Annotated in this window: 15 protein-coding genes and 1 other RNA gene; 6 read left to right on the top strand and 10 right to left on the bottom strand. The window is 34.5% G+C overall.

Going from position 1 to position 14,125, the window contains the following annotated elements:
* Positions 1-22: 22 nt before the first annotated feature.
* An RNA gene (gene ffs / locus MPR_RS18260) (signal recognition particle sRNA small type) lies at positions 23-121 on the bottom strand.
* Positions 122-209: 88 nt separating this feature from the next.
* On the opposite strand from ffs, the gene MPR_RS05280 reads away from it, so the two are divergent.
* On the top strand, positions 210-1,307 hold the full coding sequence (locus MPR_RS05280; RefSeq protein WP_041895196.1) for a glutaminyl-peptide cyclotransferase: 1,098 nt from the start codon (positions 210-212) through the stop codon (positions 1,305-1,307).
* 101 nt (positions 1,308-1,408) lie between these two features.
* Here the strand turns inward: MPR_RS05280 and MPR_RS05275 are convergent, their stop codons facing one another.
* The 4 genes from MPR_RS05275 to MPR_RS05260 form a co-directional block, all read right to left on the bottom strand.
* A complete protein-coding gene (locus MPR_RS05275; protein ID WP_041889953.1) occupies positions 1,409-2,398 on the bottom strand; it encodes a DUF6985 domain-containing protein in 990 nt (329 codons plus the stop codon).
* A 62-nt stretch (positions 2,399-2,460) separates the two neighbouring features.
* Entirely contained in the window at positions 2,461-3,135 is a 675-nt protein-coding gene (locus MPR_RS05270; protein ID WP_041889950.1) for a DUF2461 domain-containing protein, read from the bottom strand.
* A complete protein-coding gene (locus MPR_RS05265; protein WP_041889948.1) occupies positions 3,132-3,629 on the bottom strand; it encodes a DNA-deoxyinosine glycosylase in 498 nt (165 codons plus the stop codon). Before MPR_RS05265 ends, MPR_RS05270 begins: the two co-directional genes overlap by 4 nt.
* Before the next feature lie 660 nt (positions 3,630-4,289).
* On the bottom strand, positions 4,290-5,111 hold the full coding sequence (locus tag MPR_RS05260; protein ID WP_041889945.1) for a helix-turn-helix domain-containing protein: 822 nt from the start codon (positions 5,109-5,111) through the stop codon (positions 4,290-4,292).
* A gap of 121 nt (positions 5,112-5,232) precedes the next feature.
* Between MPR_RS05260 and MPR_RS05255 the strand changes: the two genes are divergently transcribed.
* The gene (locus MPR_RS05255; protein WP_041889942.1) at positions 5,233-6,156 is read left to right on the top strand and encodes a GNAT family N-acetyltransferase; all 924 of its coding nucleotides are present in this window, start codon (positions 5,233-5,235) and stop codon (positions 6,154-6,156) included.
* 49 nt (positions 6,157-6,205) lie between these two features.
* Here the strand turns inward: MPR_RS05255 and MPR_RS05250 are convergent, their stop codons facing one another.
* From MPR_RS05250 to MPR_RS05230, 5 genes are all read right to left on the bottom strand, one after another.
* Positions 6,206-6,736 (bottom strand): GNAT family N-acetyltransferase, encoded by a 531-nt coding sequence (locus MPR_RS05250; protein ID WP_041889939.1) that lies wholly within the window; start codon positions 6,734-6,736, stop codon positions 6,206-6,208.
* A gap of 15 nt (positions 6,737-6,751) precedes the next feature.
* Positions 6,752-8,677 carry an endonuclease MutS2 gene (locus tag MPR_RS05245; protein ID WP_235280566.1) on the bottom strand — a complete coding sequence of 642 codons (1,926 nt, stop codon included), beginning with the start codon at positions 8,675-8,677 and terminating at the stop codon, positions 6,752-6,754.
* A gap of 335 nt (positions 8,678-9,012) precedes the next feature.
* Positions 9,013-9,861, bottom strand: coding sequence for a pyridoxal kinase (pdxY, locus tag MPR_RS05240; protein WP_041889934.1), 849 nt, complete (start codon positions 9,859-9,861; stop codon positions 9,013-9,015).
* A gap of 352 nt (positions 9,862-10,213) precedes the next feature.
* Positions 10,214-11,281: an SDR family oxidoreductase gene (locus tag MPR_RS05235; protein ID WP_041889932.1), complete on the bottom strand. Its 1,068-nt coding sequence runs from the start codon at positions 11,279-11,281 to the stop codon at positions 10,214-10,216.
* A gap of 90 nt (positions 11,282-11,371) precedes the next feature.
* Positions 11,372-11,944, bottom strand: coding sequence for a Crp/Fnr family transcriptional regulator (locus MPR_RS05230; protein WP_041889929.1), 573 nt, complete (start codon positions 11,942-11,944; stop codon positions 11,372-11,374).
* On the opposite strand from MPR_RS05230, the gene MPR_RS05225 reads away from it, so the two are divergent.
* Genes MPR_RS05225 through MPR_RS05210 form a run of 4 tightly spaced genes read left to right on the top strand, consistent with a single transcriptional unit; the run spans position 11,943 to position 14,100 of the window.
* Positions 11,943-12,401: a hypothetical protein gene (locus tag MPR_RS05225; RefSeq protein WP_235280553.1), complete on the top strand. Its 459-nt coding sequence runs from the start codon at positions 11,943-11,945 to the stop codon at positions 12,399-12,401. The two genes, MPR_RS05230 and MPR_RS05225, sit on opposite strands and share 2 nt — an antisense overlap.
* 11 nt (positions 12,402-12,412) lie before the next feature.
* A complete protein-coding gene (locus tag MPR_RS05220) occupies positions 12,413-13,069 on the top strand; it encodes a hypothetical protein (RefSeq protein WP_041889926.1) in 657 nt (218 codons plus the stop codon).
* A 6-nt stretch (positions 13,070-13,075) separates the two neighbouring features.
* Entirely contained in the window at positions 13,076-13,615 is a 540-nt protein-coding gene (locus tag MPR_RS05215) for an NADPH-dependent FMN reductase (protein ID WP_041889923.1), read from the top strand.
* Positions 13,612-14,100 (top strand): GNAT family N-acetyltransferase, encoded by a 489-nt coding sequence (locus tag MPR_RS05210; RefSeq protein WP_041889917.1) that lies wholly within the window; start codon positions 13,612-13,614, stop codon positions 14,098-14,100. Before MPR_RS05215 ends, MPR_RS05210 begins: the two co-directional genes overlap by 4 nt.
* The last annotated feature ends 25 nt before the right edge of the window (positions 14,101-14,125 follow it).

The raw sequence follows: 14,125 nt of genomic DNA, 5'->3' as shown, positions 1-14,125 counted from the left end.
CGGAGATCTACAAATAAGAAAAAAATGGCAAGCTACCTACATCGCACCGCTACAACCTCAGACCTTTGCTGCGTTCCCACCCTGGAGGATTAAGAGGGAGCTGGTCGTGTAGGACTTGCCACTGCAAATATACAACGGTTTTTTATTTTTCCAAGCTTTTTCAACTATTAGCATTAGATTTGTATATTGTATCAAATTAAAAAATGACAATGAAAAAATATAACATTCTAGTTCCGTTAGTATTAGGAGTAGCTTTTATGAGCTGTTCGAACAAAAAAAATTTAGAAAAAAATGTTTTATCTATTGATACTACTCATCTAAAACAGCTATATAAGGGAAATGAAGACATAAAACTGAGTCTAAAAACTACCGAAAATGCGCAAGTAGACTCTGTAATTTATTACTTCAACGACAAAAAAGTAGGTGCTTCTATCAAAAATGAGGTGTTAAATCTAAACTTAGGTGAACAAAAATTAGGTAAAACAACGATTAAAGCTGTCGCTTATGCTGAAAATTCGAATAAAGAATTCACTACAAGTATAGAAATAACAGCTCCTAAAGAGCCTTCTTTTTACAGCTATAAATTAGTAAACACTTATCCTCATGACCAAGATGCCTATACACAAGGTCTAGAATTCTACAATGGTATTTTATACGAAAGTACAGGTAATGGTGAAGGTGGAGGAACAACAAACACAGGAAGAGGAACAGGTAAGAAAGGAATCTCTAGTGTGCGTCAAGTAGATTATAAAACAGGTAAAGTCATCAAGATTCACAAACAACCAGCAGAAATCTTCGGTGAGGGGTGTACTATCTTAAACGGTAAACTATACCAACTAACTTATCAAAACAATGAAGCTCATGTATTCAATGCAGAAACATTAACAGAGGAGAAAACACTTCCTTATTTTCAGAAGATGGAAGGTTGGGGACTTACGAATGACGGTAAGCATCTTTATATGACATCAGGTTCTGAGTTTATCTATAAACTAGATCCAGAGACTTTTAAAGAAATAGACAGAGTAAGCGTATATACAGATAAGAATGTTATTCCATACGCTAATGAATTAGAATGGGTAGATGGTAAGATATATGCTAACTTCTACGCACAAAATGCAGTAGCTGTAATCAATCCTCAAACAGGAGCAATAGAAGCTGTTATAGACTTCAGCGAATTACTAAACCTAACTACATATCACGAAGACAGAGATGTAATGAACGGTATCGCTTATAACCCACAGACTAAGACATTCTTCCTAACAGGTAAAAACTGGGACAAAATGTTCGAAGTACAGATTATTAAATAATTTAGGGAGCTGGAAACAGAGAACTGGAAACTGGAAACAGAGAACCATAAACTGAAAACAAAAAATGCTGACCATGGTCAGCATTTTTTATTATATGTATTTTATTCTTCTTCCCAATAATCACTACCAAAGTCAATCCTAAGAAAATCTAATTGTTCATTATATATAAAGTGAATTCCATGTTCTTCCTCCCAATAACAATTATTATAGTGAATAAAAACAAGTTGTTCATTGGCGTTTAATACTATTCTTACACTATTAGGTGGCGCAACTAATTGCCATAATAACGCTCTATTCTCATTAGCTTTTTCTAATACAAAATCCTTTTCATACTCCTCATTATAGTCTTGCCAAGCTACATTAAAAGATTCCTCCAAAGCGCCCATAACAGCTATATAAATCTCATTTTTATTCTTCTGCTCATATTTCTTTATACAATTTATTATTCTCGCCTCCATCCCTTCTCTTGCAAATAATCCTTCCTGTATGGAAATACGACACCCCCGACGAATTCCCCATACTAATGAAGATATAAAACGAGTACTTATCCATTCATAAATATCTTCACTATAATAAAATTCTAAATCTAAATCGAGTGATTTATACTCCGTCTTTATAGGAGTTCTACTGTCATTTAAGTCTCGTGAAACCCAATTTCCATCTACAGTAAACAGTACTGATAAATGGGTATCAAAGCCTGAAACATCAAATTTAATAGACCATTCTTCTACATCTTCATCCAATAAAACGATAATTTCCACATCTAAACAATCCCAAAGTTGTTGAGGAGATATACCCTCTACTGGTGTAGTGTAAATATATTTTTGTTTATCAAAAGCATACCCCTTCTTTAGTATTAATTGATGATATAAGTAAGTAGTAAATCTTTCAAAATCGACCTCCCATTGTTCAGAAAAAACTTGTTCAACAAATGAATCTACTTGGCTAATTAACTGACTATTTTCACTTAAGAAATAGCTATCCAAAATAACATCACTAAAAATGCTATCTGCTATTTGTAGTTTATTCTCAAACTTCCAACTTGCAAACTGGATAGGAATCAAATTCCCCAAATACTTAGAATACGTCATATACTATTGATTAATATGATAGACTAAACGGTTTCACAAAAAAACACCTTCACAAAAATCCTCTACTCATACAGACTCACTCCATTCACATCAGTAGTCAGTACATCTGACATATAGTCAAACAGTGGTCTCATCGCTATAAATGTCTTGATTACTTCCTCTTTAAAACTAGGTGCTAATACCTCTTTATCTGTGAATGAACGCATCACGAGATACTGCTTCTTGCGCAATAAGTCGATAGCGGGATGCTCCTTGTCAAATCCCTTAGGAGCTGTCTTTAGCTCCTCCCCTTGTAGTTCTCCAAAATACTGATGGAATTGTTCTTCTGCTATAATCTCACGAAGTTCACTATCGTCCATAGCGATCTCCTTGCGGATACGTAATAAATCTTCTTTATTAGGCTCCCAAAAACCACCTCCTACAAAACTTCTACCTGGCTCTATATTCACATAATACCCTCCTCTAAGCATCGGTTTAGTACGTCCTAAATGCAATCCAAAATAAGTTTTATAAGGTGTCTTGTCCTTCGAGAAGCGTACATCTCTATAGATGCGATGTACGTGTAACAGATCTATACTATCATGCTGTAACATCTCATCGTGTACTTCTTTAAAGAAAGCCTTCACCTCAGCGAATAACTTATCGAACTCAGGCTTATGATCTGCAAACCAAGGTTTATTATTATTTTGACTTAACGTCACTAAGAAGTCTATATGTTCTTTTTTTAACTGTTTCATACTTTATTTTTTAATTCTTGCCAATGCGCCACTTTCTCTTGAAAACTCATTCTTGCATTTGCTCCACTCGGCGAAGGTAAAGTTAGTAAAGATACTCCCTCTATCTGCCCTATGTATTTGTCGAAATATTGTCTTGCCTTTTGACTAGAGAATACGATTGTACGAATATTAGGATATTCTATCAGTAATCCCTTGATATCGTTAGCTTCTTCTGCTATGATATCACTGTCTAAGCTACTCTTGCGTTCACAAGACTGCAAGACATCCCATAAGGCAATACCATTTCGCTGAAGCAAATCGAGCTTATCCTTATACACATCACTATACTCTTCTTGAAAAACACTAAATAATATCTTCCAAAACACATTCTGCTTATTGCCGTAATACTCCTGAAAGTCTAACGATTTAATACTTGGCATCGTACCCAATATCAACACTTTAGCCTCATCAAACACCACAGGTTTAAAAGAATGTATTCTACTCACTTCACTCATATCCCAAAGATATTAATTTTTATCTCAACGAAATAGCTATCAATTCTTTACTGCTTATTTTGCTATAATTTAGAACAATCCCCTAAGCTTCATTTTATTTAAAAATTGTTTTAGAGCTCACTCCCTATTTTTGATAAGCACAGTATTCCTTCTACAACAACACACTAAAAAAAGCATCTCATTTTTTTTATTTTTCACTAAAAAAGCGTTCTAAAAATGGCTCTTAAATATTTTATTTACTCATTTTTTTACAAAAACACCCTAAAAATAGCTTCTATCACATTAATATTTTAAAAAAGAGGTACATTTTTTTTAGCATCAAAAAACAATTAAAACACTACATATCAATACATTAAATCAAAACAACATCAAATCTATTAAAACATAAAACAGCTCTTAACCCTAGTAAATACAAGTATTGTTTTGATTTCCTTCGACAATACATGGACAATAACCCGAGAATGGTGGACTAGAGATATTGTTTGTCCAAGAAATGTTCTTTTACTCTCCTGCTATTCTCCTCTGATCTAATACAAAAAATCACTGAAGATTCTACTTCAAATAAAATTGAATTAACCCCATATAAAAAGTAAATTGCCTCAAGAGCATTTCTAAGTTTACTCCTAAAAGAATGAATATACTTGCCTCTAAACTGAGTGCTTATAGATGTGCTTGTCTATACGCCAAGGGAGATAGACCTGTAGATTTTTTAAAATAACGACAGAAGCTAGTCGCATCTAAGAAATGAAGCTCTTCAGCTATTGTGTAGATAGGTTTATCCGTTGCGATAAGGTAAGACTGCGCTTGAGTGAGTACTAGCTCATTAATAATCGCAGATACCGTTTTGCCCGTCTGCCTGCGTACCAAAGTCGTTAGGTACTTAGGAGTGAGCTTTAGTTGATCAGCGTAGAACTGTACTGTGCGCTCAGCTAAATAATGCTGATGAACCAAATTATACAGTCTAAAAACAGTTGTTTCTTTCTTCGAACTTGGCTTCAACTTTACCTCATCTTGTTCATAAAATCGGTTGATATGAGCGATTAAAGAATACAATAAATACTTCATCGCATCAGGATAAAACACAGATGTATCTGTACTGCGATTGGCCAGCAATAACTGATAGTAATCTATAAACACTTTTTGATCACCTTCATTCAAATGAATAATAGGATGTCTGACCAGCTCGTTTAAAAACTGATAATTAGTAGGTAGAATAAGATCCTTTATACTATCCAGATCAAACAGCACACATAGATACTTCCCCTTGCTTTCTGTAGTAGGAATAGAGAACAAACGCTGTGGAAATACCGTCAATAGAGAACCTACCGTGAACTCTTCTGTACGGTTGTCAACTTTGAGTTCATTACTTCCCTCCATACAATAAGACAGCAGTATTCCTTTCTCTCTATATGTGGTAGTAGAGAATAAAGAAGGAATAATACTATCCGATGTTATAATCTGAATAGGGAAATACTGACTCATCACACTGTATTTAATAAGTCAAAGTTAACAATAAAAACAACTTATTGCACATTTATAAAACAATACTGTCAATAGATAAATAAGGTCTTATTCAGAACTTTGCATCAAATAAAAAAGGATTATGACCAGTAAATCAGTAATTATAAAAGATACATCTTACACCCTATATATCAACTATCAAGATGATGAACAAAAACGAAAAGAGTTCAATAGAATGTGTCAGAAGGTGTGGGAGTTTGACTTCGAAGGATATTACCAATCGGGATATTGGGGAGAGGCCTGTATCATATTTTCTTTATTCCAAGAAGATAAGATAGTCGCACATACAACTTTAAGCCTATTCGAAATAACGAAGGATAATAAAACGTATAAAACAGGACAATTAGGTACTGTAATGACAGCCCCTGCTTATCAAAACAAAGGTTTATCAAGATTCTTATTAGAATATATAGAAGCAGAATATAAAGATATCGTAATAGGTTACTTCTTGTTTGCAAATGATGCAGTATTGGACTTCTACCCAAAATTTGGTTATGTGCCTATAGAAGAATATCAAGCGACACTAAAGGTGAATGCAGAACCTTCTCCTCTATCGAGCTTAGAGAAATTAGATTTAGACAATCCTACATCCCTTGCTCTATTTGAAGAATATGTCAAAAACGGATATACCTATAATAGGCTAGATACTAAAAATGTAGGCTTAGCTTTCTTTTATTGTTATGCTAATTTAGATTTTGGTTTTAAAAACTCTATTTATTACAGCAAGGCATTGGATGCCATTATCATCTATGAACAAGAAGAAAGTGAACTGACACTCTATTCTATTTATCAAAGAGATCACCATGTCAAACAACTCGATGCTATAATAGATGCATGCTGTACAGAAGAGACACAGACTGTCTATTTTGCGTTTAGCCCTGAGATAGCACATGCTACTTATAGCTTATATAAAGAAGATGACGATATCACACTAATGGTGACCAAAGAATTAGTAGACTTATTCTCTGATCAGAAGACTATGGTAGCTTCGCTATCACATACATAAAACTTATTAAAGAAACAGGAGTACCTCAGTAGAGATACTCCTGTTTTTATTATTCCACAAAAACTGAAGAATATTTCACTGTTCCTTCTACACCCTTCAATCCATCAGGCACTAACTCACACGCCATACAGTATTCGTCTGGTACATCAAAAGGCAAGCGAATATTATAACTCTTCATCGGTACATATCCAAACTTTGGGTAATAACTTGCATGTCCTAAAAGAACTACTGACTTATAACCAAGGTTTCTCGCACGACGATGCCCTTCCTCTATTAAAGCGCCTCCTATTCCTTTACCTTGAAACTCTGGTAAAACAGCTACAGGAGCCAACGCTAAAGCTTGATAGGTAGTATTACTTCCTATTATATCTACTGTAGTAAATAAGATATACCCAACTATCTTTCCGTCCCATTCATATACTAATGATAACTCTGGTATAAAGCTGTCCGATTGTCTCAATCGTTCTACTAAAAACTGCTCTCTATGATCACTTAATTCTTCAGTTTCAAACGCTTTTTCTACTAAATTAAAAACTATGTCATAGTCCTTTGTTTCTTCCTGTCTTATCTTGTTATTCATTTCTTCTCATCTCATTTAATTAATTACTACTAACTCTTCCAATTTAAAAGTAAACTTCATGCTCTCGATTAACACAGTCGCTTTATTGCCACGTATCTCGAGTATAGTACCTTGCTTACCTTTCCCCTCTCTCTTCACGATATCTCCTACGATTAATGGGATAGGCTCTGTACTTATTGGCACTATTACTTCCTCCTTCTGAATAGGTGTAGACTTATCAGCTTCTACTATAGAAAGTTCTTCCTCCCTGATATCAAATTCTTGTTCTTTTCGCTTTAATTCTGCTACTTTTTCAGCGACAACTTCTTGTAACTGTTGTTCTATCATTAAATAATCTGCCTCTATCTTATGCGAAGCATTGATTAATATCTCTTCTGACAGACCTATTCTTCTGGCTACATCTAAGGCATAAGAACTTCCCGGATGTCCTTGAGACAACTGATATAATGGTTTCATTTCTTTAAAGTCATATAGCATAGCTCCGTTTTGCAAACCTATAGTGCGCTGTGCAAACCCTTTTAGATTATAGAAATGCGTAGTGATAATACCAAAACAACTGCGATGATTTAGCTGTTCTAAGATACTTTCTGCTATCGCTCCTCCCAATTCTGGTTCTGTACCTCCCCCGAATTCATCTATTAGAATCAAGGTTTTCTCATTAGTATGTTCTAAGAACAACTTCATATTATTTAAATGTGAAGTATAGGTACTCAGATTATTCTCTATGCTCTGCCCATCTCCTATGTCCATAAACAAATGCTCAAATACACCTGCCTTAGAATCTGTATGTACAGGGATCAATAATCCACACTGAAGCATATATTGTAATAGAGCTACTGTCTTTAGCGTAACTGACTTACCACCTGAGTTGGCACCTGATACCACCAATATACGATTATCTCCCTCTAAAGTAATATGCAGTGGATTAAGCTCTTTATCTTGTGCTTTTAGACTAATCTGTAAGATAGGATGATACGCTTGCTTAAAGCAAATCTGCTGTTTGTTTTCAAAGACTGGCTTAACTCCACCTATCTTCTCTGCTAACAATGCCTTCGCTCTAATCAAGTCAACTTCTCCAATGAAGTTATACAGTTTCACTAAAGGTAAATACTGCTTTCTAATAACATCTGTCATCTCCATCAATACTCGCACTACTTCTCTTCGCTCATCTTGTTCTAAAACAAATAGGCGTGTATTCTCTTTTACTAATTCTTCTGGCTCTATAAAAACAGTTTTACCAGAACGAGACTCATCGTGTACTACCCCTTTAAACCTGCGCTTAAATGAGGCTGTGACAGGGATAACCATACGCCCATCCCTTATACTTGCAGACATCTCATTATCTGTCAGTCCTGATGCTTGCGCTTTTCGCCAGATAGAATCAAACTTCTTCTGTATAGCATTCGCTACCTGTATCTTTTCTTTTCGAATAGAAGCCAACTCTTTAGACGCGCTATCTCGTACCAATCCATTTTTATCAATGACCTGCTCTATGCGTTCTGATAGTTCGTTTAACAATACTACCTCTTGCCCTATCAAGGCTACTGTTGGGTAATGATACACTTCATTAGTCTGCTGCGTAATAATATGGAATACCCTTTCGGCATTGTATAGTGTGTGTTTAATCGCCATAAACTCTTCGGCGGTACACCACAGTCCTTGATCTGCCACTACTTGATTTACGATAGTACGGGTGTCTATATAGTTATCTAATGGGAAACTGCGCTCAATCTGCAGTAGTTGAACAAACTCTTTGACTTGGTCTAATTGGTAATTGATTGTGTTATAATCATATTTAATGGTTAGTTGATTCACTTTCTCTACACCAAAAGGACTTAAACATCTGTCAATAAGCATTTCGCGGATTACATTAAAACCGCATTTTTCTTCGTAATTATTAGGGAATATCATGTTGATTCGATATCGTATTATTTGTCCCATAGTACAGGACAACGCATTATAAAATAGATTTAATATTTTCGAAACTTATACAACATATAACATCTGCCTCACTACTCTCTTCTCTAACAGAAAGTGTGAAGTAAACAACTTATATTAAAGCATTAAAATCGTCATACGATCTCAATATAAGTAAGCATTAAAGAATAGCTTTTACTCGAAAATAGACTATAATACGGACATCAAACAGATTTAGATATGAATACTCTTTTTATTACGCTTTATCGTAATAATTCGCTGACAAAGATAGCAATACAAATCTGACTATAAACACCGTTCGTATAATTCACAAAAAAAGCAGGTAAATACCTGCTTCATTATACTTGTAATACTCCTTGCGCTTGTAAGATAGCCATAGCATTCATCTCTTTCAATCCGTGCTGATGAACATATCTCAATACTTCAGACAAGAAGTTCATACTAATCTGTATAGCTTCTTCTATCGTACGACCCTTCGTTAGCTGTGCTGCGAGTGTTCCTGTGAACAAATCTCCTGTTCCTACTACTTCTACAGGTATATTATCAGCATAAAAATGAGTCAACTTACCTTCATTAATCAAGATGACTTCTACTTGATGATTAATATTCTCTTTCATTTCGGCTGTAGTCAAAACAATGATTTTAGAAGACAATACCTCATCTGTCTGTACCGCTTCTATTAGTTCTTGCTCATTCGTTATACGCTTGCCTAAAAGGTATTCTAATTCGAAGTGATTAGGGGTTAAGATATCACTTAACGCTAATAATCGCTCTTTAGAATAATCTGCTTGTTCTTTAGGAATATATAGCCCGTCTGTACGTGTATCTCCAAATACGGGGTCATAAATATAGGTGATAGTATGCTCTGCTTTTAATTGTTTTATAAACTGTGCTGTCGCATCTATTATCTCTTTGCTTTTTAAGTAACCACTTACTACATACTGCGTAAGTTGTGCTGTATTAATTTCTAATACTCCACGAGCCAACTTTTCGAATAATTCTTTAGGTACAGCCTCTCCATAATAAACAGGCTTATCTGTATGACTTGATAAAAGAATGGTAGGCATCGCTACACAATTAATTCCGTGAAGCTGTATCGCAAAACTGGCTGAGTTATTCCCCACATACCCAGTAGAGACAGTACTCTGTATGGATATAATATGAGGTTCTATTGTGTTATTTGTCATGATAATGAAATGAGAAAACACTTCTATACTCTTATCTGTTTACTTCCATAAGACAAGGAAAATATACATCTGTGCTTCTTAAATTATTTCTTACAAAAATACAACTATAATCAGCAAGCGAGATAGTCCAGTTTAAAGAAAATTGATTAAACCCAGAATCAATGATAGACAGATAAACGAAAAGTAATTATACAAAATAGCTCTGAATTAGTGATACAAGCATACTATAGTATGGTTTTAGAGCTAATGAAAGAGATATGAAGTAGAATTGCTTTGTAGTATTTGGCTAACGCTTATTCTGGGTTAAAATAACACCAATAAAAAAGCAGACCGAAGTCTGCTTAATTCTATTTTATGGTATAAGGCGTTCTGCTTTTAATTGTTCGAATAATTCTATAAAAGAGTCTTTTGTAGGTTTATAAGTTGTAAAGCCTAATTTCCTACTCTTAGACATATCAGTAATCACTTCTATGGGACGACCTAAGTCTGCGTCTGTATGCCATGGAGATACTAATGTACCTAAATCCATTGATTGTAGTTTATGCTTCGCTATAATAGTCTGCCATACCTCACTCTTCTGTAACAAGGTTGCTTCTAATGGTCTGATAGTATCCTTATACCCTTCAAAAGGTATGTCAAAGTAATTAGCTATTTCTTCCCATAGCCACTTCCATCTAAACACATCTCCATTGGTAACATTGAAGGCTTGATTCTTAGCTGTATCTGTAGTGGATGCCCATACCAACTGTTTTGCTAATACGCTTACATCCGTTACATCTGATACCCCATTCCACTGTGCTTCTGATCCTGGCCAAACCATAGGAAGTCCTTCTTCCTTACATATACTCGCATACACAGCAAGTGTAATTCCCATATTCATCAGATTACCTACTGCATGTCCTATCAAAGTATGAGGTCTGTGTATACTCCAAGTAAAACCGTCTCGCTCAGATGCTTTATACACCTCATCTTCTTGCGCATAATAGAAATTCTCTAATTCTAATCGAGGGTGTTCTTCTCTAACTGGTGTAATAGGTAAGATACCAGACTTCACATAAGATTCAAATGGTCCTAAATAATGTTTTAATCCAGTTACTAAGCCTACATGCTTTACGCTCTGTTTAGAAGATAATACATCTAGTAAATTCCTAACTAAAGTAGCATTGACAATAATATTCTCTGCCTCCGTGTCCTTACGCATCCATGTGGTAAAGTAAACATGGGTAGGAGCTATATCTTGTATGGCTACAGCTAAACCTTCTGTGTCTAATAAGTCCGCAGCAATGGGAATGACTCCATCTATAATTCTTTTTGGGTTTCTTGCCAATCCATATACTGTCCAATTTTGAGCGATAAGTTCTTTTGCTAGATTACTACCAGCAATACCACTAACGCCTACTACTAATGCTTTGTTTTTCATGATTCATTTCTTTGAAGACAAAGCTAAAGCAAGTAAAATAGCTGTGCATTGACCTAAAATAAGTCAATCCCTTGATCTAGATCAAGTAGATTACTTCAATTTTTTCTTAATACGGCTAACTGTTTCTGGGGTTAGACCTAAATAGGAAGCCAAAAGATGCTGTGGAATACGGTTGACTAAGTCAGGATAACAAGTAATGATTTGCGCATACTTCTCCTCTGCATTATAGGCTATATTACTCAGTATACGTCTATCTTTATTCGCTAAGCTACGTTCATAGAGTATTCTGAAATAGTTACTCATTACAGGCATATCTATTACTATTCTATCGTAGTCTTCCTTGCTTATAAGTAGTAATTCCACTTCTTCTAAAGCATCAATGTTCAACACACCCTTTTCACCTGTAAAGAAACTATAAGAATCTGCCATCCACCAGCCTTCCCAACCAATGAAGTTAATATTCTCTACTCCTTTTTCGTCTATCACATAAGACTTCAATACTCCTTTCGCAACAAAAGCCATGTACCTACATACTTCTCCTTCTTGTAGTAGGTATTGCTTTCTCCTTAGTTTTTTAACTGTAAAATAATCTTCTAAACGAACAGTTTCTTCTGTGGTCAAGTGTACTTTTTCTTGAATGTGTTGAATTAATAAATCGAACATGGGAAGTAGTAAAAATATGTTATCTACAAAAATAAACAATTACAAGCTGAAATGTTTACCTTTAGCTATTCATTATAACATTATGCCGATTATATCTCAACAAAACTTACTTATTCCTTATCCTCAAAAAGTAGCACTCTCTATACAGTTTGACTACGCTATCGTAGATATACACAACAGTTTTGATTACTTAGAAGATCTATGGGATGATATTGTTTTGGCGATTGCAAATGCTTTTAATGATAGAGGAATTAGTATTCTAGAGGGCACAACCAATATCAATGAGGACTATACTATTATCAGCTATAAAGTGGTAATATTGGCTGTTCCTCCCTATATTAATTTCTCATTTATACATGACGAACTTATAACTAATGAACTACCACATCAGTTACTATTAACTACTCCAAATCATTACAATAATGAGGAGCTTGATATATTATTAGAAACGAAATAATCTAGACTATTATGAAATTGAACACAACAAATAGAGCTGACTTACCTAATCCTAAAATATTAAAAGAACTGTGTAAATCACTTGCTACATTAGATGCTATACTATGTCAAGATTGGGAATATAGATACTATTTATACAATCATCTTTGGTCTGATGATGAAGAGTTCTTTCAGATGCGAGATGGTGAAGGCAATGATATGGTTATCCTGTTTAGAGTAGATGGAACAGTAATCAATGGATTTGACCATGAACTATATGATTTTGAGGAGAACCTTCCTAATAAAGAAGATCTAACAGCAGGACTTCCTAATCAATATATAGAGTTTATTTTTGGAGAGTATATTAGTGATATTGGTACAACTTATTGTATCTGGAGTGACAACAACCAACAATGGGCAATAGGTCAGGTAGATAATGAGGAAGATGGTTCAGATGATCAATTATACATCTTTGACAATAATCCAGATACATACATTAATTGGGCAACCAACTATTACTTCGATGAAGAAGAAGAGTCTATGACAGCTGATAAGAAAGATATTATCAGACAAATTTATCAAGGTAAGACACTAACTAAAGAAATGATATTAACTCTAAATCCTGAATTAGAAGATTGGGAATTACTAAAAGAAGATATTATTGAGATTAATTACCCTCATTCTTTATAATTACAAATGAAAAACATAGTAGCTATTATAGGGAGTGCTAGTGCTAATTCCTCTAATCATACACTGATTAACTACATTAAACAGCAAGTAAAAACTGAACTAAACATCACTATTTATGACAGTTTAAAGGAGCTACCTCACTTTGACCCTATACTTACTGACGAAAACACACCTATTGAAATTACTAATTTTAGAGAGTTAATTCTAAAAGCTGATGGAGTATTAATCTCTACACCTGAGTATATATTTAGCATTCCGAGTGGTTTAAAGAATGCTTTAGAATGGTGCGTATCTTCACCTACCTTTATGCATAAGCCTTTAGGGATAATTACAGCATCAGCTAATGGAGAAAAGGGACATGAAGAACTACAACTTATAATGCAAACACTAATGGCTGTTTTAAATTCAGATACAACACTCTTAATTCGTGGAGCAAAAGGCAAGACAAACATGCCCAATGAAGTAACAGACACACAAACAAAAGAAGCATTAGATGCTTTCATCTCTTCTTTTATTGAGCTAATCAATACAAATCAAAAGCAATGATAAGACCAATTCATAGTACCGACTTACCTCTGACTTTACAAGTATTAGAAGAAGTAAAACAATCTATGCTCAGTCAAGGTATTGATCAATGGGATGAACACTATCCTAATAAAGATATTATCTCTAATGACATTCAAAAGAAGCAAGCTTATATCTATACAGAAAACGAACAGATCTTAGCCTATATGGTCTTAAACGAAGAATATGATGTAGAGTATAATGATCTACATTGGACTAGTCCTACTCCATTTATTATTATCCACAGATTATTTGTCAGTCCTAAGGCACAAGGTAAAGGGATATCCAGTAAGATGATTCTATTCGCAGAACAATACGCCAAAGACAATAACTATGCGTCTATTCGCTTTGATGCATATTCACTAAATACTACTGCTAATGCGGTATACACTAAAAAAGGTTATCAATTAGTAGGTACAGTTCAGTTTAGAAAAGGGGTGTTTAATTGTTATGAGAAAGAGGTGTGATATATAAAAGCCCTAAACAGATTGT

This window comes from Myroides profundi (assembly GCF_000833025.1).
In the GTDB taxonomy this organism is placed as follows: domain Bacteria; phylum Bacteroidota; class Bacteroidia; order Flavobacteriales; family Flavobacteriaceae; genus Flavobacterium; species Flavobacterium profundi_A.
The sequence above is the reverse complement of the archived record's forward strand: the minus strand, read 5'-3'. Positions and strand labels throughout refer to the sequence as shown.

Bases quoted from the DNA above. Each gene is read 5' to 3' on its own strand.
- MPR_RS05280 (WP_041895196.1), top strand. From the start codon at position 210: ATGAAAAAATATAACATTCTAGTTCCGTTAGTATTAGGAGTAGCTTTT.
- MPR_RS05275 (WP_041889953.1), bottom strand. From the start codon at position 2,398: ATGACGTATTCTAAGTATTTGGGGAATTTGATTCCTATCCAGTTTGCA.
- MPR_RS05270 (WP_041889950.1), bottom strand. From the start codon at position 3,135: ATGAAACAGTTAAAAAAAGAACATATAGACTTCTTAGTGACGTTAAGT.
- MPR_RS05265 (WP_041889948.1), bottom strand. From the start codon at position 3,629: ATGAGTGAAGTGAGTAGAATACATTCTTTTAAACCTGTGGTGTTTGAT.
- MPR_RS05260 (WP_041889945.1), bottom strand. From the start codon at position 5,111: ATGAGTCAGTATTTCCCTATTCAGATTATAACATCGGATAGTATTATT.
- MPR_RS05255 (WP_041889942.1), top strand. From the start codon at position 5,233: ATGACCAGTAAATCAGTAATTATAAAAGATACATCTTACACCCTATAT.
- MPR_RS05250 (WP_041889939.1), bottom strand. From the start codon at position 6,736: ATGAATAACAAGATAAGACAGGAAGAAACAAAGGACTATGACATAGTT.
- MPR_RS05245 (WP_235280566.1), bottom strand. From the start codon at position 8,677: ATGGGACAAATAATACGATATCGAATCAACATGATATTCCCTAATAAT.
- pdxY (WP_041889934.1), bottom strand. From the start codon at position 9,861: ATGACAAATAACACAATAGAACCTCATATTATATCCATACAGAGTACT.
- MPR_RS05235 (WP_041889932.1), bottom strand. From the start codon at position 11,281: ATGAAAAACAAAGCATTAGTAGTAGGCGTTAGTGGTATTGCTGGTAGT.
- MPR_RS05225 (WP_235280553.1), top strand. From the start codon at position 11,943: ATGGGAAGTAGTAAAAATATGTTATCTACAAAAATAAACAATTACAAG.
- MPR_RS05230 (WP_041889929.1), bottom strand. From the start codon at position 11,944: ATGTTCGATTTATTAATTCAACACATTCAAGAAAAAGTACACTTGACC.
- MPR_RS05220 (WP_041889926.1), top strand. From the start codon at position 12,413: ATGAAATTGAACACAACAAATAGAGCTGACTTACCTAATCCTAAAATA.
- MPR_RS05215 (WP_041889923.1), top strand. From the start codon at position 13,076: ATGAAAAACATAGTAGCTATTATAGGGAGTGCTAGTGCTAATTCCTCT.
- MPR_RS05210 (WP_041889917.1), top strand. From the start codon at position 13,612: ATGATAAGACCAATTCATAGTACCGACTTACCTCTGACTTTACAAGTA.